The following is a 24,743-nucleotide window of genomic DNA, read 5'->3' as shown; positions in this document are numbered from 1 at the left end:
TGCCTGAGTCCAGAGCCCACTGGACTCAGGCCATTTAACCTTGGGTGCTTTGGCCGCTGTATTAGCTGCAATAATGCTGGATAAAACATTCAACGACCAGATAAAAATTCAGGCAGTAAAACCACTCAATAATAGAATAAGTGTCGTTATAACTGATTAACCGGCTGTATCCTATTTGGAATCCATTGCGAAATGGAATCGATAAAAAACGAGATTAAGCAATATCACTCTCCAGTTGAAAACTACAACCCTCGGAATAAGAATCTTTTTATAAATTTGTCATCTTTTAAACATAGTGCACTCTCTCTTTTTACTTGTTTTCCCTTTTTTAGCGATCAGGAAGCTGCTTTTTCGGTGATGAGTTAACTAAGGGTAAAAAAACAGGTACCCATTAATGCCAGATTTTTAAAAGGTATTGAGTGACTAAAAACAACTTATTCCCTGTTATGTTTAATATATTTACCAAAAATGCTCTCCTCCGCTTATTTTATATTTACCTAGCCTGCCATGACCATTTAAAAACACGAAAACAGAGGTATTAAATATTTATATAAAAAATGCATTTAACCATAAGTTAAATTTTTTAAAAGGATATTGATTATATTTAATCGAAGTCCATTAGCCATTAAAAGAGAGTTAAAAAATCAGCGAAAAAAAGAATATTATCCGACTATTTACGATGTTACACGAAAAAACATAAAAAGGTATCTTTATACCATCAGACTATTTACGGGTTGATTTATGAAGATAAAAGATTTATAAAAACCACTCAGAATTACCAGTAAAACAACATCAATAAAGATAAAAGTGAGTATAATCAATGTTAGTTAAACGTAAAATACAATCTACCATGATGATTAAATTTAATAAAAAGCAGACGTTAAAAGCGGTAAAAACAACAGCTAAAACTTTATACCGATTAAAAGCATAAGTAAAAAATAACTTTTAATAACAGTTTAAAACCTGCCCATCATAAAGCTATCAGTGAAAAATGAGAAAAATAATTGGATTTATTAATGCTTATATATCCCGTAAAAGTTTGTCGGACATTTATTCAAGCCCAGTCCGATAATTTTCATCACCGTTTCACGGTCGATACTCATACTTCGGGGACTGTTCTGCCAGTCCCCGTAAGATCCTCTTTTAACACGAATCGTTGAATGCTGATTAAGAGCTCTCAGCACGAGTTAGTGACGTATTTGCTCAAGCTCGTTCTGGCTCAGACCGGTGGTTTTCATTATCGTTTCACGGTCGATGCCAATATCCATCATCGCACTCGCGACTTTCAGGACCCCTTGTTTTTCGCCTTTATGCAATCCTTCTTGGAGTCCTTCTTGGAGTCCTTCCTTGCGTGCTTTCTGCTCCAGTTTCTGCGCTATTGTCATCAGTACCTCCTCATACCTCGGGGACTGTTCTGCCAGTCGCCGGATAAAACCCTCTGGATCGGCGGTATCTCCCACCTGTAATAAGTAGTTTAACATGCTTTTTAGCTGTTCATCCGTATAGTAATCATACGTCAGCAGCATGACCAGTTCTTTCAGTAACTCCGCCATATCTCGCTGCCGGATATGCTTTTGCACTATTTCCAGTAACGCAACCCGTTTATGCGTCAGGATCCTATCATCCGGGATTACCGTCACATCTACCAGCGGGAATGCACCGGAATAGATTTCCTTCGCCAGGGCCGGATCATCGAAGCAGTCAAGCCAATGGGTACTCCACGGATACGGCTGTATTTTCCCGTGATAGAACAACACCGGAATGACCAGCGGCAATTTTTCATGTCCCTGCTCCAGATGCCGTTGCATTGCGGAAATACTGTATCGCATCAGCCGGAATGCCATCATCTTATCCGGGGAACTCTGGTGTTCGATCACGCAATACACGTAACCGTCACCCTGCGCCGTTTTCAATGAATACAAAATGTCGGAATAATGCGCACGCAGATTGTCTTCAATAAACGACCCTGATTCCAACCGCAGTGTATCCAGATCACAAACTGCCCGTAATGTCGCAGGCAAATGAATCTCCAAAAAGTCTCTGGCGGTATCAATATGACTTAAAAACTGTTTAAAAACAGCGTCATGTGGCGTTGGTGTTTTTTTTCTCTTCATCGGTGAATGGTAGCATACTTTCTTTTATATTGAAGGAATATTAAGCAAGAAACCGAGTGGACTGAAATGTCTTGAATTTTCTTTGACAAAAACGTTGCTCGTATCTCAGATACTTTAATTTCCTTCTTAAGCAAAGTTCAGGTTAATCAGATAATATATTTAAAAAAACAACTAACTTTAATAACGTTTTCAACCGGGGGAATAAACTTTCTCATAAACCAGTTAAATAATTTTTCATGAAAAATCCGGTATAAACAAGATATACCGGATTATCACACCAACGTTAAATTATCCAATATTCCTTAATATATCAGTATTATAGCGCCTCCCCATTACAACTGATTGCCAGCGCCCTATTCAGAGCCTGAGCTAAAGCCGTTTTATGTTCATTATCCTCTAATACACTAAAATGGTTACCCGGTATCCCAATCAGTTGAAGCAAAGCATCAGGTATTATCTGCTCCCAACCCAGCGATGGTTCTATATTTAACAATTCCGGCTCTTCATCCGTCATAAAAGAAATAGCGGGGGAAGGTTCCATTGCATAAAACTGATGTAACGTTATCGCTAATATTTGCGGCTTATATTCTCTGACTATTTGCGCATAATTTGCTATCTGCTCCCAACGTTTTGCGATTAAATCAGCGCGCAAATTTGCCGGGTATAATGCCAATTTTTGGGCCGCTTCAATCAATTGCACCAAATTCAACTCATCAATTCGCCGGTACAACGATGCCATTTCCTCAGTGTATTCTTCCCCTAACTGTCTTGCTAATTCGGCAAAGAATTGGTATCCAGGTTGTACTTTCTGCTGCCCAAAATAGTGAGGAGCCGGCGTATCAATCAGCCCCAAGAAGTTAACCCTTTCACCAGTATGTAACAGCCTCTCAGCAATAGCATAAGCCAATATACCTCCGGAAGAGTAGCCCCCTACCCGGTAAGGGCCTTTCGGTTGAACCGCTTTCATCAAGCCGATCATTCTTGCTGCCTGCTCTTCCATCGTCGACATCGGCGACTCATTGGTGGATGACCAAGGCAGTGCATAAATCGGGTAACCTGACTGAATTTGGCGGGCCAATCCAAAAACATAGGAATAGTCACCCATCCCACTGGGCACAAAGAACAACGGCAACCCTGTTCCGTCAAGTCGCACCGATATGGCGCTGCTTTTCGGCTGAGATAGCAAATCTAAGGTGATTTTTGCTGACAATTCAGCCAACACCGGGAATTGGAACAAGGTACTCAATGTGCAAATCAAGCCTCGACCTGTGGCAAGATTTATCATCCGTATGGCGAGCAGTGAGTGACCACCCAAGGCAAAGAAATTGTCATGTCGGCTAATTTGTTCAACCCCTAGCAACTCGCGCCAAATCGCTGCCAGCACCGTTTCCATCTCGCCTTGTGGCGCTTCGTAAACCAGGCGGGCAAAAGCCTCCTCCCCCGGAGCTGGTAGCGCCCCACGATCCAGTTTGCCATTGGGCGTCGATGGAAAGGCATCCAAACGCACAAACGCCGCCGGCACCATATAGTCAGGCAATATGGCACTCAGGTGGCTACGCAGGCGATTAACCAACCCGTCATCTACTTCCGCCACCACATAAGCCACCAAACGTTTATCCTGTCCCTCGCCCAACGCTAGCACCACCGCCTCTTGCACCGTCGGATATTCCATCAGCCGGGTCTCAATTTCTCCCGGTTCAATCCGGAAACCGCGGATTTTAATCTGATGGTCATTACGGCCCAGGAATTCCAGATTGCCATCCGGCAGATAACGAGCCAAGTCACCGGAACGATACATCCGAGCACCAGATACCGGACTAAAGGGATCCGGCATAAAACGCTCCGCGCTCAGTTCCGGCCGGTTAAGATAACCGCGCGCTACCCCGATGCCGCCAATATACATCTCGCCAGTGCAACCTAACGGTACCCGTTGACCATAGGGGTCCAGCAGGTAGATACAAACATTTTTAACCGGCTGGCCGATAGAACGGTCATCTTCCGGCGACAATACCGCCTTACAGGTGGCAATCACGGTATTTTCCGTTGGGCCATAGGTATTTAACAGCCGTGGACGATAGGCTTTCTGCGTAAACCACGCCTGAATGGCGCTCTTTTTGACTGCCTCACCCCCCATAATGATTAACCTGAGACACTCCGGTAGCGGTAACGCTGCCAGTTCAGACCAAAATAGCGTCGGCAGAGACATCACTGTAATACGATGTTGTCGGATTAAGGCAATAAATGTTTGTACTGAAGCCAGCCAGCTATCATCGCGCATCACCAACGTCGCGCCATTAGATAATGACGAGAAAAATTCCTCAACCGACGCATCAAAAGCAAAAGAGGCAAATTGCAACACCCGGTCTTGCTCCGTAACAGCGTAAGTATCATTAAAACCGAGGTAACGCTGATACACCGCCTGATGTTCCACCATTACCCCTTTCGGTCGACCGGTTGAACCGGAGGTGTACATCACATAGGCCAGATGCTGTGGCGTCAACCCAAGTGCCAGCAGGTTGCTGTCCGGTTGATCAAGCTGAACATTCGGGTCAAGTACCGTCAACCCGGCCAGTGCCAGCTCGCCTAATGCTGTCCGCCCAGTTTCATCCGCTAGTACTATCGCCGGTGCCGCATCATTTAGGATATGGGNCAAACGCTCACCCGGATAGGCAGGATCCAGCGGCACATAAGCCCCACCCGCTTTCAGCACCGCCAGCAATCCCACCACCATTGCCGGTGAACGCGCCACGCAAATCGCCACCCGCTGGTCCGGCTCCACGCCCAGCGCAATCAGTTGATGCGCCAGCCGGTTAGCACGGGCATTCAGCTCGGCATAGCTGAAAGTCTGGTCTTCATACACCAGTGCCGTCGCATCCGGTGTTTTCTCGGCCTGTTGTTCAAATAACTGATGAATACACAGCGGGTCAGGATAGGGGGTTTCCGTGGCGTTCCAGGTTGCCAGCAATAGCCTGCGCTCTGCCGGGGCCAAAATATCGATTTCCCCAATTGACTGTTGAGGATGAGCCACCATCGCTTGCAGTACCGTGTGCAGATACCCCACGTAGCGCTCAATCGTCTGTTGGTCAAACAGGGCCGCAGCATAACTCAATGACCCACAATCCTGCATCCTCCTCTGACAGCTCCATTCCAGATCAAACTTAACGACATCAAAATCTTGATCGACCGGTGACACTGCCAGCCCCGGCAATCTCCATTCAATACGTTCATTGTTCTGCAAGGCAAACATCACCTGGAACAGCGGAGTATGCGCCAATCTGCGTGGCGGTTGCACGATTTCTACTATCTGTTCAAACGGTAAATCCTGGTGCTCCTGTGCCATCAGCGCAGCATGTCGCACTCGTGCCAGCAACTCAGCCACATTCGGTGTCCCCGATAAGTCAATACGCAACACCAGCGTATTCACAAAGAAGCCAAGCAGTGGCTCCACTTCCTGGCGATTGCGGCCGGCACTTGGTGTACCAATAACCACATCGTTTTGACCTGACAGGCGCGACAGGACCACCGCCCAAGCTGACAACAGTGTCATAAATAACGTGACACCCTGCTGTTCACTCAGGTGTTTAAGGGCTTGGGTTAACTCCGCATCCAGATTGACCGACAAGGTATTACCCACAAACATCTGCTTAGGCGGACGAGGTCGGTCAGTCGGCAAATCCAGTAATACCGGCACATCAGCCAGCATGGTACGCCAATAGTCGGATTGAATTTGAGTACGTCCAGCCGACAGCCACTGACGTTGCCAAGCGGCGTAATCAGGGTACTGAATCGCCAGTGGTGGCAATGGATCCGGTTGCCCGGCCTGAAAAGCCGTATAGAGCGCGTTCAACTCACCTATCAACACGCCTGTAGACCAGCCGTCTGACACAATGTGATGCTGGGTCAGCAAGAAAACGTAATCATCGTTAGCCAGTTGTACCAAACCTGAACGGATTAAGGGACCGCGGGCAAGATCAAATGACATCTCAGCTTCCTGCGCACATAAACGCTTAAGCTGTTCATCCATGTCGAGTATTTCACGCAGATCGTATTTTTTCATCGGTAAGCCCAATTCCACCGGTAATAATTCCACCTGCGGCTGACCGTCAACAGAAACAAAAACAGAGCGCAACGCTTCATGACGGGCAAACAAAGCATCAAGCGCCTGCTGCCAGGCACTTACATTAAGCTGACCACGTAAACGGAATGCCATCGGGATATGATAAGTCTCACTAACTCCCTCAAACTGGGCTAGGAGCCACAGACGCTGTTGCGCAAATGACAACGGCAATTTGCCTTCACGGGATATCGGCATAATGGCGGGCAATAACCTGCTCTGTTCATCAAACCGCTCACTCATCACGTCAGCAAAGGCAGCCAAAGAGGGGAATGCAAACAACGTGCTCAACGACAATTCAACACCGAAAGCCGCAACACGGTTCATCATCCGAACAGCCAGCAGTGAATGACCGCCCAGCGCAAAGAAATTGTCATACCGGCTTATCTGCTCAATCCCCAGTAATTCACGCCAGATGGCGGCAAGGGCAATCTCATTTTCCCCTTGCGGCGCTTCATAGACCTGACGGGCAAAAGACGCCTCATCCGGCACTGGCAGCGCCCGGCTATCCAGCTTGCCGTTAGGCGTTAACGGGAAGGCATCCAGACGCACAAAGGCCGACGGCACCATGTAATCCGGTAAAATGGCACTCAGATGAGTGCGCAGACAGTGAATTAACTTGTCATCCACATCGGCCACCACATAAGCCACCAGGCGTTTATCCTGCTCCTCACTCTGCACCAGCACCACGGCTTCACGCACTGCCGGGTATTCCATCAGCCGGGTCTCAATTTCTCCCGGTTCAATCCGGAAACCACGAATTTTCACCTGTTGGTCGTTACGGCCCAGGAATTCCACATTACCGTCTGGTCGGTAACGGGCCAAATCCCCGGTTCGGTACATGCGGGTATCAGGGTTGTCACTGAATGGATCGACCAGGAAACGTTCAGCGGTTAATTCAGGGCGATTGAGATAACCCCGCGCCACCCCAGCCCCTCCAATATACAACTCCCCCACCGCCCCTAACGGCACCGGCTGACCATATTTATCCAACAAATAAAGCCGTGTGTTGGCCGTCGGCCGGCCGATAGAGCTCAGCTCACCCGTATAATCTGACGGGCAACGCCAACTAGTCGCACATATGGTGATTTCCGTCGGGCCATAATCATTGAACAGATTTACCCGACCACACAAAGCCTGAAGCAACGCGGTACTGGGGGCCTCACCACCCAATATCAACGTCGGTCTTATCGTCATCACCGGCAAATCCGCACCATCCCGGAGTAAAGCAGGTGTCAAACAGGCGTGCGTTATTGCCTGTTCCTCCAGATAATGCCAGAGGCGGCTTGGATCCTGACGGATAGTATCTACAGGGATTTCCAGAGTCGCCCCACCTGTCAAGGCCATCATGATTTCCAGGACGCTGGCATCAAATCCCAATGAGATAAACTGCAATATCCGGCTATCAGTACCAATGCCAAATTGGGCAATTTTATCCAGAATCAGATTGACCAACCCACGATGTTCAACCATCACCCCTTTCGGTATGCCGGTGGAGCCGGAGGTGTAAATCACATACGCCAAATGCCGTGAAGTCAATGTCGGTACCTGCGGGTTACTATCCGGCTGGTCAGGCAGTATATTCGGGTCGAGCACGGTCAGTGTAGCCAGCCCCTCGCCCCCCAACGCAGTACGCCCAATATCATCCGCCAACAATATAGCCGGCGCAGCGTCAATCAAAATATGCGCCAGACGCTCACCGGGATAAACCGGATCCAGAGGCACATAAGCCCCACCCGCTTTCAATACCGCCAACAAACCCACCACCATTGCCGGTGAACGTGACACGCAAATCGCCACCCGTTGATCCCGTACCACACCCAACGCAATCAGTTGATGTGCCAGCCGGTTAGCACGGGCATTCAGTTCTGCATAACTGAGCGTTCGCTCTTTATACCTCAAAGCCATCGCATCCGGGGTTTTCTCTGCCTGTTGTTCAAACAACTGATGGATGCACAACGCATCAGGATACGCGGTTTCAGTCGCATTCCAGGTTTTCAGCAACAATGTACGCTCCATTTCCGGCAGAATTTCCAACTGCCGTACCGGTGTTTCCGGGGCCTGCTCCAATGCCTCTACCAAACTCTCCAGCGCCTGCTGCATGTACCCACATATCATTCCTGGCTCAAACGGTTGTACCACCTGAGCCGTCAGCCCCAGTGCGTGACCATAATCTTCCACTGATAGGGCAAATGGATAGTTGGTCCGCTCCTGCGCATCGAGGAATTCAATACCGCTGATGAGTTCATCCGAGATGACCACCTGCGTATTATGCCGGTAATTCAACAACGCATTGAACAGAGGCGTCCCACTGGCTACTCCGCTGCAACGTTGAGCCAACACCAGTGAGGCATGTTCATGCACCAACAATCCCGCCAACCGGGTATGAGCGGCCTGTACGCTGTCCCGTACCGGGGTTTCATCCATATCCAACCGTAATGGTAAGGTATTAATAAACAGCCCCATGCCACTGTCAGCCCCTTCGCCTGCCTGCATCCGCCCAAACAGCACAGTGCCGAACACCACTTTCTCCTGACCACTGGTACGCGATAACACCTGTGCCCAAGCCAGATGACACAACGACGCTAAACTGACACCTAAACATCGGGCCTGATTACGTAAACGGTCATTCAGCTCAGATGTCAACATCCGATATGATTCCGTCACCTGTGAGCCATCTTGGTGCACCTCCGTCAACCCGAATGATAGTGTCGGTTCATCCACCCCTGCTAACATGTCAGTAAAGAAGCGAGTATGCTCTGCCTGACTCATCCCCAACCGGGCCTGCGCCACCAGATTGCGAAAAGGGGCCGGAGCAGGCAAATTTGCCTCCTGACCAACAAGATACGCCTGAACTTCACGATCCATCACTTCCATCGTCGAGTGGTCACCTATCAGGTGATGCTGCTGTTCCAGCAATATCCAACGTCCTCCTTCTTCCTGTGCAATCATAAATCGCAGCAGCGGTGCCTGCCCCAGATCCATACGACACTGACTCGGATCAAAACGCTGGGTTAGTTGGTTACTGATCGGCCCGTCAACCGGGTCTAATGTCAATTCAGTCACCGACAAAGTTGCCTGACGCCAGACTACTTGCGTCGGCACAGATAATCCTTGCCAGATAAAAGCGGTACGCAGGATGTCATGGCGATCAACCACCTGTTGAACCGCCACCAGATAACGATCTAGCAGAGACCGATCAGCAAAGGACATTTGACCAGTCAACAAATACGGATCACCTCTGTTTGTCAACAGATGGTGGAACAAAATCCCCTCCTGTAACGGCGACAACGCATAGATATCTTGAATATTGGTCATCCCGCCGGGTACTTGCCCGACGATAAGATCAATCTCAGTCTGGGTCAGGTTAATCAGCGGCAGCAGATCGGGTGTCAGCACCGTCATATCCGGTGTAATACGGTTTTTTGGTACCTGGATTTCACGATGTTGAGTTAGAGACTGAGCCAAAACACGGAGTGTCTGATGTCGAAATAGCATTTGCACCGAGACGCCCAGGCCAATACGCCGCAGGGATTCAATCATTCGGACAATCAGCAACGAATGGCCGCCAAGGGCAAAGAAATTATCATGCCGGCTAATTTGTTCAACCCCCAGCAACTCCCGCCAAACCGCTGCCAGCGCACTTTCCATCTCGCCTTGCGGCACTTCATAGACCTGACGGGCAAAAGCGTCCTCCCCTGGTGCCGGCAGCGCTCGGCGATCCAGTTTGCCATTCGGCGTTGATGGAAAGGCATCCAAACGTACAAAGGCCGCCGGTACCATGTAGTCAGGCAAAATGGCGCTCAGGTGGCGACGCAGGTTATTAACCAACTCATCATCCGTTTCCGCCATCACATAAGCCACCAGGCGTTTATCCTGTCCCTCCCCCAACGCCAGCACCACCGCCTCTTGCACCGCCGGATATTCCATCAGCCGGGTCTCAATTTCTCCCGGTTCAATCCGGAAGCCGCGGATTTTTACCTGATGGTCATTACGACCCAGGAATTCCAGGTCACCATCCGGCAGGTAACGGGCCAAATCCCCGGAACGATACATCCTCGCCCCGGATATCGGGCTAAAGGGATCCGGCACAAAACGTTCTGCGCTTAATTCAGGCCGGTTAAGATAACCGCGCGCCACCCCAACGCCACCAATATACATTTCGCCAATGCAACCTAATGGCACCGGTTGACCATATAAGTCCAGCAGGTAAACGCAGGAATTTTTAGCCGGCCGGCCAATAGAGCGGTTATCTTCCGGCGATAATACATCCTTATAGGTCACCATCACGGTGGTTTCAGTCGGGCCATAACTATTCAACAGGCGAGGGAGGTGGGTTTCATGGGTAAACCAGTCCTGAACGGCGTTCTTTTTAACCGTCTCCCCCCCAATGATGATCAGTCGAAGACAATTCGGCAACGCTAATCCATGATCTCTGCCCGCCAGTTCAGACCAGAATAAGGTCGGCAGAGACATCATCGTGATACCGCTTTGTCGGATTAAGGCAATAAATTCCTGTATCGAAACCAACCAGCTATCATCCCGCATTACCATCGTGGCACCATTACATAATGACGAGAAGCATTCTTCGACCGATGCATCAAAAGCAAAAGAGGAGAATTGCAACACCCGGTCTTGCGCCGTAACAACATAAGCCTCATTAAAGCCAAGATAACGCTGATACACCGCCTGATGTTCCACCATCACCCCTTTCGGCTGCCCGGTTGAGCCGGAGGTATAGATGACATAGGCCAGATGCTGTGGCGTCAACCCAAGTCTCTGTGGGTTGTTGTCCGGCTGGGCAGGCTGAGTATTCGGGTCAAGGACAAGCAATCCCGCCAACACGTCTTCACCCAACATCACCCGTCCGGCTTCATCCGCCAACACCACCGCAGGTTTAGCATCATTCAGAATATACGCCAGACGCTCAACCGGATAGGCCGTATCTAACGGGATATAGGCTCCACCTGCTTTCAGCACCGCCAACATCCCGACGACCATTGCCGGGGAACGCGCCACGCAAATCGCCACCTGCTGATCCGGCGCGACACCCAGCGTAATCAGTTGATGGGCCAGCCGGTTGGCACGGGCATTCAATTCAGCATAACTGAGAAGGTGTTCTTGATATTCTAACGCCGTGGCATCCGGCGTTTTCTCCACCTGTTGTTCAAACAGCTGATTGAGACACAACGCGTCAGAATACGCTATTTCAGTGGTATTCCAGGTTTTCAGCAACAATGTGCGTTCAGTTTCTGGCAGAATTTCCAACTGCCGTACCGGCGTTTCCGGGGACTGTTCCAATGCCTCGACTAAACTCTCCAGTGTCCGCTGCATATAACCACATATCCGTTCCGGATCAAGCGGCTGCACCACCTGAGCCGTCAACCCCAGTGCGTCACCAAAATCTTCCACTGACAGAGAAAACGGATAGTTGGTCCGCTCTTGTCCGCCCAGAAATTCAATACCGCTGATGATTTCATCCGAGGTAACCGGCAGCGTATTATGCCGATAGTTCAACAGCGCATTGAACAGCGGTGTCCCACTGGCGACCCCACTGCAACGTTGAGCCAGCGCCAGTGAAGCATGTTCATGGGCCAGCAATCCCGCCAACCGGGTATGGGAGGCCTGTACACTATCCCATACCGGCGTATCATCCATATCCAGCCGCAGCGGCAACGTATTGATAAACAATCCCATGCCTCTGTCAACACCCTCCCCCGCCTGCATACGCCCAAACAGCACAGTGCCAAACACCACTTTCTCCTGACCACTGGTACGCGACAGTACCTGCGCCCAAGCCAGATGACACAAGGCGGCCAGACTCACGCCCAAACACCGGGCCTGACCACGCAAACGGTCATTCAGCCCGGTTGTTAGCATCCGGTGAAATTCCACCATCTGTAAATCATCACGATGTACCTCTGTCAACCCGAACGGCAGTGTCGGTTCATCGACCTCAGCTAACATATTGGTAAAGAAACGGGTGTGTTCTTCCTGACTGACACCGAGCCGGGCCAGCGCCACCAAATTGCGAAAAGGAACCGGCGCAGGCAGACTATCCTTCTGATCTGTAAGATGTGCCTGCACTTCACTGTTCATCACTTCCAGCGTCGTGTGGTCACCTATCAGGTGATGTTGTTGCTCCAGCAGGATCCAGCGGCCCCCCTCCTGTGCAATTACAAAACGCAGCAACGGTGCCTGCCCCAGATCGATACGATGCTGACGCGGATCAAAACGCCGGATTAGTTGGTCACTGATCGGTTCGTCAACCGGGTCTAATATCAGTTCAGTCACCGACAAAGTCGCGTGACGCCAAACCACCTGCGCCGGCACGGATAATCCTCGCCAGATAAACGCGGTACGCAAGATATCATGCCGATCAATAACTTGTTGAACCGCTGCCAGATAACGATCCAGCAGAGACCGGTCAGCAAAAGCCATTTGACTGGTTAACAGATACGGATCACCTTCATTTGCCAGCAGGTGATGGAACAAAATCCCCTCCTGTAACGGCGACAACGCATAGATATCTTGAATATTGGCTATCCCACCCGGTACTTGCCCAGCGATAAGATCAATGTCAGATTGAGTCAGGTTAATCAGCGGCAGTAAATCCGGCGTCAACACCGTCATGTCCGGTGTAATACGGTTTTCAGGCACCTGAATTTCACGATGCTGATCCAGAGACTGAGCCAAAACACGGAGGGTCTGATGCTGGAATAGTGTTTGTACCGAGACGCCCAAACCAATACGCCGCAGGGATTCAATCATCCGGACCACCAGTAACGAATGGCCGCCCAGGGCAAAGAAATTGTCATGCCGGCTAATTTGCTCAACCCCCAGCAATTCACGCCAAATCGCCGCCAGTGCCGTTTCTATCTCCCCTTGCGGCGCTTCGTAAACCTGGCGAGCAAAAGCCTCCTCTCCCGGTGCCGGCAGCGCCCGGCGATCCAATTTGCCATTCGGCGTCGATGGCAAGGCATCCAAACGCACAAAGGCCGACGGTATCATGTAGTCAGGCAACGTAGCGCTTAGATGGCGACGCAGGCCATTAACCAGCTCGTCATCTGTTTCCGCCACCACATAAGCCACCAGTCGTTTGTCCTGTCCCTCACCTAACGCCAGCACCACCGCCTCTTGCACCGTCGGATATTCCATCAGCCGGATCTCAATTTCCCCCGGTTCAATGCGGAAACCGCGGATTTTCACCTGATGGTCATTACGGCCCAGAAATTCCAGATTGCCATCCGGCAGATAACGGGCCAAATCCCCGCTTCGGTACATGCGCGCATCTGGGTTGCTACTGAACGGATCGACCAGGAAATGCTCCGCAGTTAATTCTGGCCGGTTAAGATAACCCCGGGCAACACCCACACCGCCAATATAGATTTCGCCAATACTGCCTAATGGCACCGGTTGGCCGTCGCTGTCCAGCAGGTAAATGCAAGTATTTTTCACCGGTCGACCGATAGAACCAGCGTCCTCCGGCGATAATAGCGCCTTGCAGGTGGCAATCACGGTATTTTCCGTCGGGCCATAGGTATTTAACAACCGGGGACGATAGGTTTTCTGGGCAAACCACGCCTGAATGGCGCTCTTTTTGACCGCCTCGCCACCCATAATGATTAACCTGAGACACTCCGGTAGCGGTAATGCCGCCAATTCAGACCAAAACAGCGTCGGCAGAGACATCACCGTAATACGATGTTGCCGAATTAAGGCTATGAATTCTTGTACCGAAGCCAACCAGCTATCATCGCGCATCACCAACGTCGCGCCATGAGATAATGACGAAAAAAATTCCTCGACCGATGCATCGAAAGCAAAAGAGGAAAATTGCAGCACCCGGTCTTGCGCCGTCACTGCATAGGTTTCATTAAAACCTAAACTGCGCTGATAAATCGCCTGATGTTCTATCATCACCCCTTTTGGTTGCCCGGTTGAACCGGAGGTGTAAATCACATACGCCAGATGCTGTGGCGTCAACCCAAGTACCTGTGGGTTGCTGTCCGGTTGGTCAAACCGGGTATTCAGGTCAAGGACAAGCAACCCGGCCAGCAGGTCTTCACCCAGCGCCCGCCGTCCGGCTTCATCAACCAACACCATCGCGGGTTTAGCATCATTCAGGATATGTGCGAGACGTTCAACCGGATAAGCCGTATCCAACGGGACATAGGCACCACTCGCTTTCAACACCGCCAACATCCCGACGACCATTGCCGGGGAACGTGACACGCAAATCGCCACCCGCTGGTCCGGTGCTACCCCCAGCCCAATCAGTTGATGCGCCAGCCGGTTAGTTCGGGCATTCAGTTCGGCATAACTGAAAGTTTGCTCTTGATATATCAGCGCCACCATATCCGGCGTTATCTCCACCTGTTGCTCAAATAACTGATGAATACACAACGGGTCAGGGAACACAGTTTCTGTCGCGTTCCCGATTTCCAGCAACAATCTACGCTCTGCCGGTGCCAGGATATCGATTTCCCCGATCCGCTGCTGAACATTAGCGACCATTGCTTGCAGTACCGTGTGCAGATATCCTGCGTGTCGTTCGATTGTCGATTGATCAAACAGGGCAGTTGAATAATCGAGATAACCGACAATCCTGCCCTCTTCTTCAGACAAGTTCAGTTCCAGATCAAACTTAATGACATTAAAGGTTTGATCGACCGGTGACACAGCCACCCCCGGCAATTCCCACTCAGATCTTTCATTGTTCTGCCAGGCAAACATCACCTGGAACAACGGCGTATGCGCCAGTCGGCGCGGCGGTTGTACGATTTCCACCACCTGTTCAAACGGTAAATCCTGGTGCTCCTGTGCCATCAGTGCGACTTGTCGCGCCCGTATCAGCAACTCAGCCACATTCGGCTCGCCCGATAAGTCAATGCGCAACGCCAGCGTATTAACAAAAAAGCCGATAAGCGGCTCTACTTCCCGACAACTGCGGCCTGCACTCGGAGTACCAATAACCACATCATCCTGACCGGACAAACGAGACAACACCGCCGCCCAGGCTGACAAAATCGTCATGAATAATGTGACACCCTGCTGTTCACTCAGGCGCTTAAGGGCTTTCGTTAACTCAGCATCCAAATTGACCGCCAAGGTATTCCCCACAAACGATTGCTCAGGCGGTCGTGGCCGGTCAGTGGGTAAATCCAGCAGAACCGGCGCATCAGCCAGCATCATGCGCCAATAGTCGGATTGAATTTGGGTATGTTCGGCGGACAGCCATTGGCGCTGCCAGGCGGCATAATCAGGATATTGAATCGTCAGCGGTGGCAATGGATCAGGTTGTTTTGCCAGGAAAGCTGTATAGAGGGTACTGAATTCACGGATCAGCACATTGATCGACCAGCCATCGGAAATAATGTGATGCTGGGTAAGCAAAAACTGATATTCGTCATCCCTGAGCCGGATAAGAAAAGCACGGATCAACGGGCCACTCATGAGATCAAACGGCGTATAAACTTCCTCTGTACTCAGGCGTTCAAGTACCGTTTCGGCCTCAGGGATCCCGCGCAGATCGTGTTGTGACAAAGGTAATCCATTGTCCGGTGCCAATAGCCGTACCTGAGGCTGACCGTCGACAACCATAAATACGGAACGTAACGCTTCATGGCGGGCAAACAAGGCATTCAGCGCCTGCTGCCAAGCAGCGATATCAACTTGACCACGCAAGCGTATGGTCACAGGAATATGATAGGTATCACTGACGCCATCAAGCTGCGCCAGGAACCACAAACGCTGTTGAGAGAATGACAGCGGCAATTTCCCCTCACGGGATATCGGCAGAATAGCGGGCAATAGCCTGCTCTGTTTATCAAACCGGGCACCCATTGCCTCAGCAAAGGCCGTTAAAGCAGGTGCTTCAAACAACGTGCTCAATGGCAGCTCGATGCCAAAAGCCGCTATCCGGTTCATCAACCGTATACCCAACAGCGAATGACCACCGAGCGCAAAGAAATTGTCATGCCGGCTAATCTGTTCAACCCCCAGCAATTCACGCCAAATCGCCGCCAGCACCGTTTCCATCTCCCCTTGCGGTGCTTCATAAACCTGACGGGCAAAGGCTTCTTCCCCCGGTGCCGGCAACGCCCGACGATCCAGCTTACCGTTAGAGGTCAACGGGAAGGCATCCAAGCGCACAAAAGCCGCCGGCACCATATAATCCGGTAAAATGACACTCAGATAAGTACGCAGGCCAACCGCCAACCCATCATTCTCCGGCGCTACTACATAGGCGACCAGACGTTTATCCTGTCCTTCGCCCAACGCCAGAACAGCCGCTTCACGCACCTCAGGGTAAGCGGTCAACCGGGCTTCAATTTCACCCGGTTCAATACGGAAACCGCGAATTTTTACCTGTTGGTCGTTACGGCCAAGGAATTCCAGATTACCGTCCGACAGATAGCGGGCTAAATCCCCAGTCCGGTACATACGTGCACCCGGTTTATCACTAAATGGATCCACCAGGAAACGTTCAGCCGTCAACTCAGGACGATTAAGATAACCATCGGCAACCCCATCTCCACCCACATAAATCTCACCGATCACGCCTAGCGGCACCAGCTGACCATCAGCATCCAGCAGATAAACACGGGTATTCGCTATCGGCTGACCAATCGGGATCCGGGTCACATCCTGCGGTAGCACTTCAATAGGATACATCGTAGTAAAGGTGGTTCCCTCGCTCGGACCGTAAGCCTGTAGTAATTGTTGTGGCGGATGATGATCCAACACCTGGGCAATCACATGCAGATCAGGGATATCTCCCCCGAAAATTAGCACCTTAATCTGCGAAAGAACCGGGGACAATGCTGCCGCCAGCCGGTTAAACAGCCCGATAGTCAGCCATAGAACCGTGACGTGATGCATTTTTAGAGCTCGCACTAACTCGTGTGGTGTCAACAACGTGGCATGGTCGATAACCACCAATGTACCGCCATTGAGCAACGGTGCCCAGACTTCAAACGTGCTGGCATCAAACGCTGGATTAGCCGTAAAAGCAACTCGCTCATCCCGTTCGATTTCAGCATAACCGTTATTAATCACTAACCGGACCACAGCACGGTGAGGCACAACCACCCCTTTGGGTGTACCGGTCGAACCGGAGGTATACATGACATACGCCGCACCGGAGCTGAGGCAAGGTAAATTGAGATTGAAACGATCTTCTTCTCTGCTCCTATCTGTCTCATCAGAGAGGCAGAGCACTGGAACAATCACGTCAGCCGGGATATCAGCCCGCGTATTAGTGAGCAGCAATTTGGCTGAACAATCGCTTATCAGCCAGTTTTTCCGCTCGTCCGGCATATTAAGATCGACAGGGACGTAAACAGCACCCATCTTTAGGATAGCCAACTGGGCTACCACCAGTTCAGTCGATCGTGCTAACAGCATCGCAACATGCTCATTCGGGCAAACACCTTGTTCGATCAGTTGACGGGCTAACCGATTAGCGCAGGTGTTCAACTCTGCATAACTCAGCGTTTGATCTCCTTCTATCAGTGCGACGGTCTCCGGGGTTTTCTCCACCTGCTGTTCAAACAACTGATGAATGCGTAACTGCTCAGGATACGCGGTTTCCGTGGCGTTCCAGGTTTCCAGCAACAGCGTGCGTTCCGTTTCAGGCAGGATGTTCAGTGCTCGTACCGGTGTCCCCGGGGCCTGCTCCAGCGCTTCGACCAGACTCTCCAGCGCCTGCTGCATATAACTGCATACCCGTTCCGGTTCCAGCGGCTGCACCGCCTGAGCAGTCAGCCCCAACGTGGAGCCACCGTCCTCCACCGATAGCACAAAGGGATAGTTAGTGCGTTCCTGTTCGTCCAGGAATTCAATCCCCTGTATAACCTTATCCGGAGCCAGCACTTGCTCATTATGCCGGTAGTTCAACAGTGCACTAAAGAGTGGGCTCTCTCCCTGTACACCACTGCACCTCTGGGCTTGCGCCAGTGAAGCATGCTCATGCCCTAACAGCCAGGCCAGTCGACTCTGCACCGCCAGCACACTGTCACATACCGGGGTATCGTCGATATCCAACCGCAGCGGCAAGGTATTAATAAATAACCCCATGCCACTGTCTGCACCCTCGCCGACCTGCATCCGTCCAAACAGCACGGTACCAAACACCACTTTCTCCTGCCCGCTGGTCCGTGACAGCACCTGCGCCCAAGCCAAATGGCACAGCGTTGCCAAGCTAACACCCAAGCATTTTGCCTGCTGACGAAGGCGGTCGTTTAACACCGGCGATAACATCCGGTACGATTGTGTTATCTGCGAACCATCACAATGCACCCCAATCAGCCCAAACGGCAACGTTGGCTCATCCACATCAGCCAGCATGTCGGTAAAGAAGCGGGTATGCTCTGCCTGACTCACCCCCAACCGGGCCTCAGCCACCAGATTGCGGAAAGGCGTCGGAACCGGTAAGTTGTCACTCTGTCCGGCAAGATAGGCCCAAACTTCACGGTGCATCACTTCCATCGTGGTACGATCGCCAATTAGGTGATGCAGTAATTGCAGCACCTGCCAGCGACCATCCGTTTCCGGTGCGATCACAAAACGCAACAACGGCGCTTGGTTCAGATCAAAGCGATACTGACGCGGATCAAAACGGTGAGCCAACTGCTCACCGACCGGCCCATCCGCCAAATCAAGTGTCAATTCAGTCACCGATAAAAGCGCCTGACGCCACACCACCTGCGCCGGTGCAGATAATCCTTGCCAGATAAACGCAGTCCGTAAGATATCATGGCGATCAACCACGTATTGCATCGCCGCCAGATAACGGTCCAACAGCTCGCGATCAGCAAAAACCATCCGACAGGTTAGTAGATAGGGGTCACCCTCTCTAGCCAACAGGTGATGAAACAGGATACCGTCCTGTAGCGGCGACAACGCGTAGATATCCTGAATAGTCGCAATCCCACCCGGTACTTGTTCGATAATGTGATCAATTTCAGACTGAGTCAGATCGATCAACGGCAGCATCACCGGCGTCAATGCGGTAGTCGCTAAGGTAATGACATTCGGCAGCGCCCCCACAACCTGATGCGGCCGCAATATTTGCGCCAGTTCTGACAGTATCGGGCACTGGAACAGGTCACGGGCAGTCAGCGTTAATCCCAGGCTATGCAGACGTTCAATCATCCGCACGCCAAGCAGGGAATGGCCTCCCAGCGCAAAGAAGCTGTCGTGTCGGCTAATGGGCTCAATACCCAGTAACTCACGCCAAAGGGTCGCCAGAGCAATCTCCATCTCCCCTTGCGGCGCGACATAAACCTGACGAGCGAAAGCTTCCACCCCTGGCGCAGGCAACGCCCGGCGATCCAGTTTGCCATTCAGCGTCAAAGGGAATTTCTCCAGACTCACAAACGCCACCGGCACCATATAATCCGGCAACCGCGCCCTCAGGTGTTCACGCAGGCGGACTGCCAATCCGTCATTCTCATGGGTCAGCACATAGGCAACCAGCTGTTTGTCCTGTCCCTCCCCTAACGCCAGCACCACCGCTTCACGCACCGCCGGGTATTCCACCAGCCGGGCCTCAATTTCCCCCGGTTCAATCCGGAAACCACGGATTTTAACCTGCTGGTCGTTACGCCCCAAGAATTCCAAATTGCCGTCTGGTCGGTAACGGGCTAAATCCCCGGTGCGATACATGCGCGCTCCAGGTTCATTGCTGAATGGATCAGCCAAGAAACGTTCAGCGGTCAACTCAGGGCGGTTGAAATAACCACGGGCAACCCCATCTCCCCCCACATAAAGCTCACCGATCACACCTAGTGGTACAGGCTGACCATAAACGTCCAGTAGATAAATGCGCGTGTTGGTCATCGGACGGCCAATAGGAACTAAGGTATCCGTATAGTCTGACGGGCAACGCCAGGTTGTGGCACACACAGTGATTTCCGTCGGGCCATAAGCATTGAACAGCGTCACTTTCTCCCTCAGTGCTTGAATCAACGTGGTACTGGCGGCTTCCCCCGCCAGTACCAACGTGGGTTTTATCGTTATCGCCGGCAAATCAGCCCCTTCCCGGAGCAACGCAGGCGTCAAACAGGCGTGCGTCACCGCCTGCTCTTCCAGATAATGCCAGAGACGGCGTAGATCCTGACGAACCGCGTCGGTCGGGATAACTAAGCTTGCCCCCCCACCCAGCGCTATCATGATTTCCCAAACACTGGCATCAAAGCTGAAGGAAGCAAACTGCAACATCCGGCTGGTTACACGAATATCAAGCCGGGTAATTTGTGCTAACGCCAGATTAATCACACCACGATGTTCCACCATCACCCCTTTTGGCATACCAGTCGAGCCAGAGGTGTAAATCACATACGCCAAATGCCGGGCCGTTAATCCCGGTACCTGCGGGTTACTGTCCGGCAGATCTGGCAAGGTATTCGGGTCCAATACCGTCAGCCCCGAAAGCGCCTCCCCACCCAATGCTCCCCGCCCAGTACTATCGGCCAGCACAACAGCTGGCGCGGCATCGGTCAGGAGATAAGACAAACGTTCACCCGAATAGGCAGGATCCAGCGGCACATAAGCGCCCCCCGCTTTCAATACCGCCAGCAACCCCACCACCCGCGCCGGTGAGCTTGCCATGCAAATCGCCACCCGCTGATCCGGTTTAACACCCAACGCGATCAGTTGATGCGCCAGCCGGTTGGCACAAGCATTCAATTCCCCATAGCTGAGTGTCTGATTTTCATACACCAGTGCAGGTGACTCCGGAGCTTTCTCCACCTGTTGTTCAATCAACTGATGAATACACAACTGGTCGGGATAGGTTGCTTTCGTGGCGTTCCAAGTTTCCAGTAACAGGGTACGTTCAGCCTCAGGCAACAAATTCAGTTGCCTGACGGGAATTTCATCATCCATCTTTTTCGACAAAGCCAGCACCTGTAAATGTTCACTCATCTGCTGAATATTTTCCGTGCTCAGGCGATTTTCATCGTAGATCCAGCGAAAACCTCCCTGTGTATCGATCTGGAGGGTCAGTAATTCTCCCAATGCATCCTGCTCTCCCGACTTGCTATTTTTTATCACTGAGACCGCTATCCGCCATAACGGGTTTGTTGTTAACGCCGAAGTAACCTGCAAGTCAGGAAAATAGGAGAGTAGATCACGACTGAACGTACGGTGCTGCACCAGACGGGCCAGTTCATCATCAATCCAGTCAGCTACTACCCCCCACGGCTTATCAAACGCCACTTCAAGGGTCATAGGCACCACCGGCACCAAACCAGCCAACATATTTGGAGTCTCTTTGACCTCATCTACGCACCAGCCAATTTGGAATTCGGTTTGATGAGTCAAACGCGCAAGATAGATAGCAAATGCCTGCAACAGTAGCCGTAATGGATCCTCTTCACCATTTCCTGGTAGCGGGGAGCACCAAACGCTTATTGCCCACTTGGGTTCCACTTGCTCCCCGGCGGTTTCGAAAGGTAACTGGAATGGTTGCAAAGAAGTAAGACGTTCATACCAGAATAATTCACTGGGTGTGAGTACCTGGAGGATATTCTTTACATTCTGAGCCTGTTGTGAATTATCACTTACATTAGTTATATTTTTTGACGTCTGAGAAACAAGTTCAGTTCTAAGAACATTTCCCACGTTAGCAATGTTATCTTTCATCTATTACCCCAATGAATCTATTAGAAATTTTAAAACTGTCATCTCCAACAGTTACCATTTATTTTTTATTTTTATTTCTTTCCCCACGAAATAAAAACGGATACGTATGAAATCAATTAAAAATATTCAGATCCTGGATACAAAAACCCAGTTAATAATTACCAATTAATAATTTTTCGACGCTATTTTTCCCGACAAGGGAATAGATAGCCTATCTTATGCTCCAAAGTAAGATATTCCTTTTTCATTCCTATTTTTTAGATACGCTCTACGAATTTGCTACAATTTTTATTGGCTGATGCTGAATTACATAATGAAAAATGGAACAGTTGACTGGATTAATTATATATCAATGCCAAATCAACACTGTATTTTATACACTGTCTATTAGTCTCTAATTGAAATTATTAAAAACAAATTAAGAATTTAAAAAAGATAAATAAATTATAAAAAATTATTTTGATAATCCATTATGACATAACCTGTCCACTACAATAATGAAAAAATATCTCAACCATAAATTCAACCTATTAAAAAATAAATATCCATAAATTATCAGTTATAAAACAATACAAAATCAGGTTAAAACAATTCATAACACATTATTTTAAATAGAAAAAAACACCATTAATATCAATCCAGACTCCACAGAAAAATATCATTACCATCCTCCCACGATTATCACCAAGAAATAGATGATTATTTATTCAAACACCTCCCTCAAGTTGTCAGATTTTAATTGATCAACATTAGCTTTTCTGGATATATTAACCACCCGTTATATTTATAACCCCTTTATAAAGTTATCTATTTACGCCTTCTATAACTCACATCTTTAAATGTCAATGCTAAAGCAGCTAAAATAGCGGGAATGGATAAAATTGCAAAAATACTGCTATGATTTAATTCAAGCTTAATCAATTCTGCTCCAAATAAAGCACCGCAAATCCCGCCGAACCTTCCAAATCCTAACATCCAGGCAACACCCGTTGCCCGACAATGAGTCGGATAAAATTGTGCGGAGATGGCCCCCATTGATGCCTGAGCACCATTCATTGCTATCCCTGCAAGAAATATAAAAATACTCAGTAATAATATATTTTCTCCCTGACCAATAAAGAAAACCAAAATACCCGTTAATATATAATGAGTTGCTACTACCTTATGAGGATTAATTCGATCCATTAACCAACCGGAAAAAACAGCGCTTATTACGCCCCCCAAAGGAAATAACGCTGTCAGTGTTGCCGCCATGCTAATACTGAAACCAACATCGTTCATTAAAAACGGCAGCCAACTTGTCAGAACATAAAAAACCAATGCTCCCATGAAATAGGTTGTCCATAACATGCTAGTCCCAAGTAAGAATCGATTGGATAAAACCGCTTTGACTGACGACTTATGTATAATTTCTTCTTCATCAAAAGCAAACTTGTTTATATCATTTAAAGGATTGTTGGTCATTTTAGACAAAATCCGCCTTATATTACCTTCCGCCCCCCTTTTAAAAGCCAAATACCTAAGTGACTCAGGTAATAAAGAAAAGAGAAATAAAGATAGAAGTAATGGCAAAATCCCCCCTAAAATTAGAACTCCCTGCCAACCAAAATGTGGAATAATCCATGCAGACACTATCCCCCCTACTGCTGCGCCAAGAGGAAAACCACAAAAAACGATATTTATTAACAACGATCTCCGATGCTCTGGTGCATATTCAGACATTAGAGTTACTGCATTTGACATTGCTGCACCAAGACCTAACCCAGTCAAAAAACGCAAAATAGTTAATGTCTGTATTGAACCTGCTAAAGCTGTGGCAAGACTAAATAGGCCAAAAACAGTGACTGACGTTGTCAGCACTGACTTTCGACCAAACCGATCGGCAAGTGGGCCAGAAAAAATCGAACCCAACGATAATCCAAAAAGGGCAGCGCTCATAGTCGGACCAAGAATAGCACCTTCTACTTTAAAATCATTTATCACTGCCGGTGCAATATATCCCATTAATACAGTGTCAAAACCATCAATAACAACAACTAAGAAACAGAGAATTAATACTTGCCATTGCACTTTCGAAAGTTTTTGATTATTAATAACATCTTGGATATTGATTGTTTTAGTGCTATTCATCTTGAATCACCAATCGTAAAGAAAACTGTTTTAATGTTTTCTGTGTTAATTTTATTTATGCTCATATTATTACTATGAAAAATATAATTGACGTTATTATTTTCAATTTATTACTGTATCAACTAACCAGAAATCTGACATTAAAGACATTAACATCAATCAATAGAAGTCTTTCAGGATAAATGTTACCACAAGATTATCGGATATATCTCGAACAGAAAGATAAGAATTGAAAGAAACTGATGGATTCCGCCTGAACCATACCGCTTCTTGCGCATACAAATGTGTGTACCTCCCCGAGCAGTGATAGCCCACGGAAAACACCACCCATTACAATGAAACATTGGTAATGTCCATAAGAACGTCGGTTGCTTTGGTATATCCCAATCTAAAACATTAGAAATGGCATTTAGAAACACGCCACGGTGAGAATAGACAATAAGTAATCAGAAGATAAACAACATCACTAAAAGGATAGTTATTTGCTAAATCTCGGACATTATGTCCTCGGTACTCAAGCTTCAACTCTTTTTCATCGATTCGGCCTACATTACTTCTACATATGGCTGTTTGCATTAAACCTTCATCTAGGATCTTCATCTTTACTTTTCGATTTGGCTTGAGAATAGTTTGGTCTGATAATTGTTGTACTTCAAAAAATTCGTTAATTGATCTTTCCAATATTTTAGACGTCATGCTTCATTCCTCTTAATAAAATATGTGCATTAAACTGA

The 24,743-nt window shown here is 49.2% G+C and carries 5 protein-coding genes; all 5 read right to left on the bottom strand.

What is annotated here, in order from left to right:
* Window positions 1–1,187 precede the first annotated feature (1,187 nt).
* The 5 genes from PTE_RS03740 to PTE_RS03725 all read right to left on the bottom strand — a co-directional run bounded on the left by PTE_RS03740 (window position 1,188) and on the right by PTE_RS03725 (window position 24,705).
* Window positions 1,188–2,114 carry an Rpn family recombination-promoting nuclease/putative transposase gene (locus PTE_RS03740; protein ID WP_036843267.1) on the bottom strand — a complete coding sequence of 309 codons (927 nt, stop codon included), beginning with the start codon at window positions 2,112–2,114 and terminating at the stop codon, window positions 1,188–1,190.
* Window positions 2,115–2,430: 316 nt separating this feature from the next.
* The gene (locus tag PTE_RS03735; RefSeq protein WP_071992926.1) at window positions 2,431–21,879 is read right to left on the bottom strand and encodes a non-ribosomal peptide synthetase; all 19,449 of its coding nucleotides are present in this window, start codon (window positions 21,877–21,879) and stop codon (window positions 2,431–2,433) included.
* A gap of 807 nt (window positions 21,880–22,686) precedes the next feature.
* A complete protein-coding gene (locus PTE_RS03730) occupies window positions 22,687–24,009 on the bottom strand; it encodes an MFS transporter (RefSeq protein ID WP_036843266.1) in 1,323 nt (440 codons plus the stop codon).
* Between the two features lie 185 nt (window positions 24,010–24,194).
* The gene (locus PTE_RS26920) at window positions 24,195–24,428 is read right to left on the bottom strand and encodes a hypothetical protein (RefSeq protein ID WP_081738137.1); all 234 of its coding nucleotides are present in this window, start codon (window positions 24,426–24,428) and stop codon (window positions 24,195–24,197) included.
* Window positions 24,406–24,705 carry a citrate/2-methylcitrate synthase gene (locus PTE_RS03725; RefSeq protein WP_036843265.1) on the bottom strand — a complete coding sequence of 100 codons (300 nt, stop codon included), beginning with the start codon at window positions 24,703–24,705 and terminating at the stop codon, window positions 24,406–24,408. The genes PTE_RS26920 and PTE_RS03725 overlap by 23 nt, the downstream gene beginning before the upstream one ends.
* Between the last annotated feature and the right edge of the window lie 38 nt (window positions 24,706–24,743).

It is taken from the genome of Photorhabdus khanii NC19, from assembly GCF_000517265.1.
Lineage (GTDB): Bacteria > Pseudomonadota > Gammaproteobacteria > Enterobacterales > Enterobacteriaceae > Photorhabdus > Photorhabdus khanii.
The sequence above is the reverse complement of the archived record's forward strand: the minus strand, read 5'-3'. Positions and strand labels throughout refer to the sequence as shown.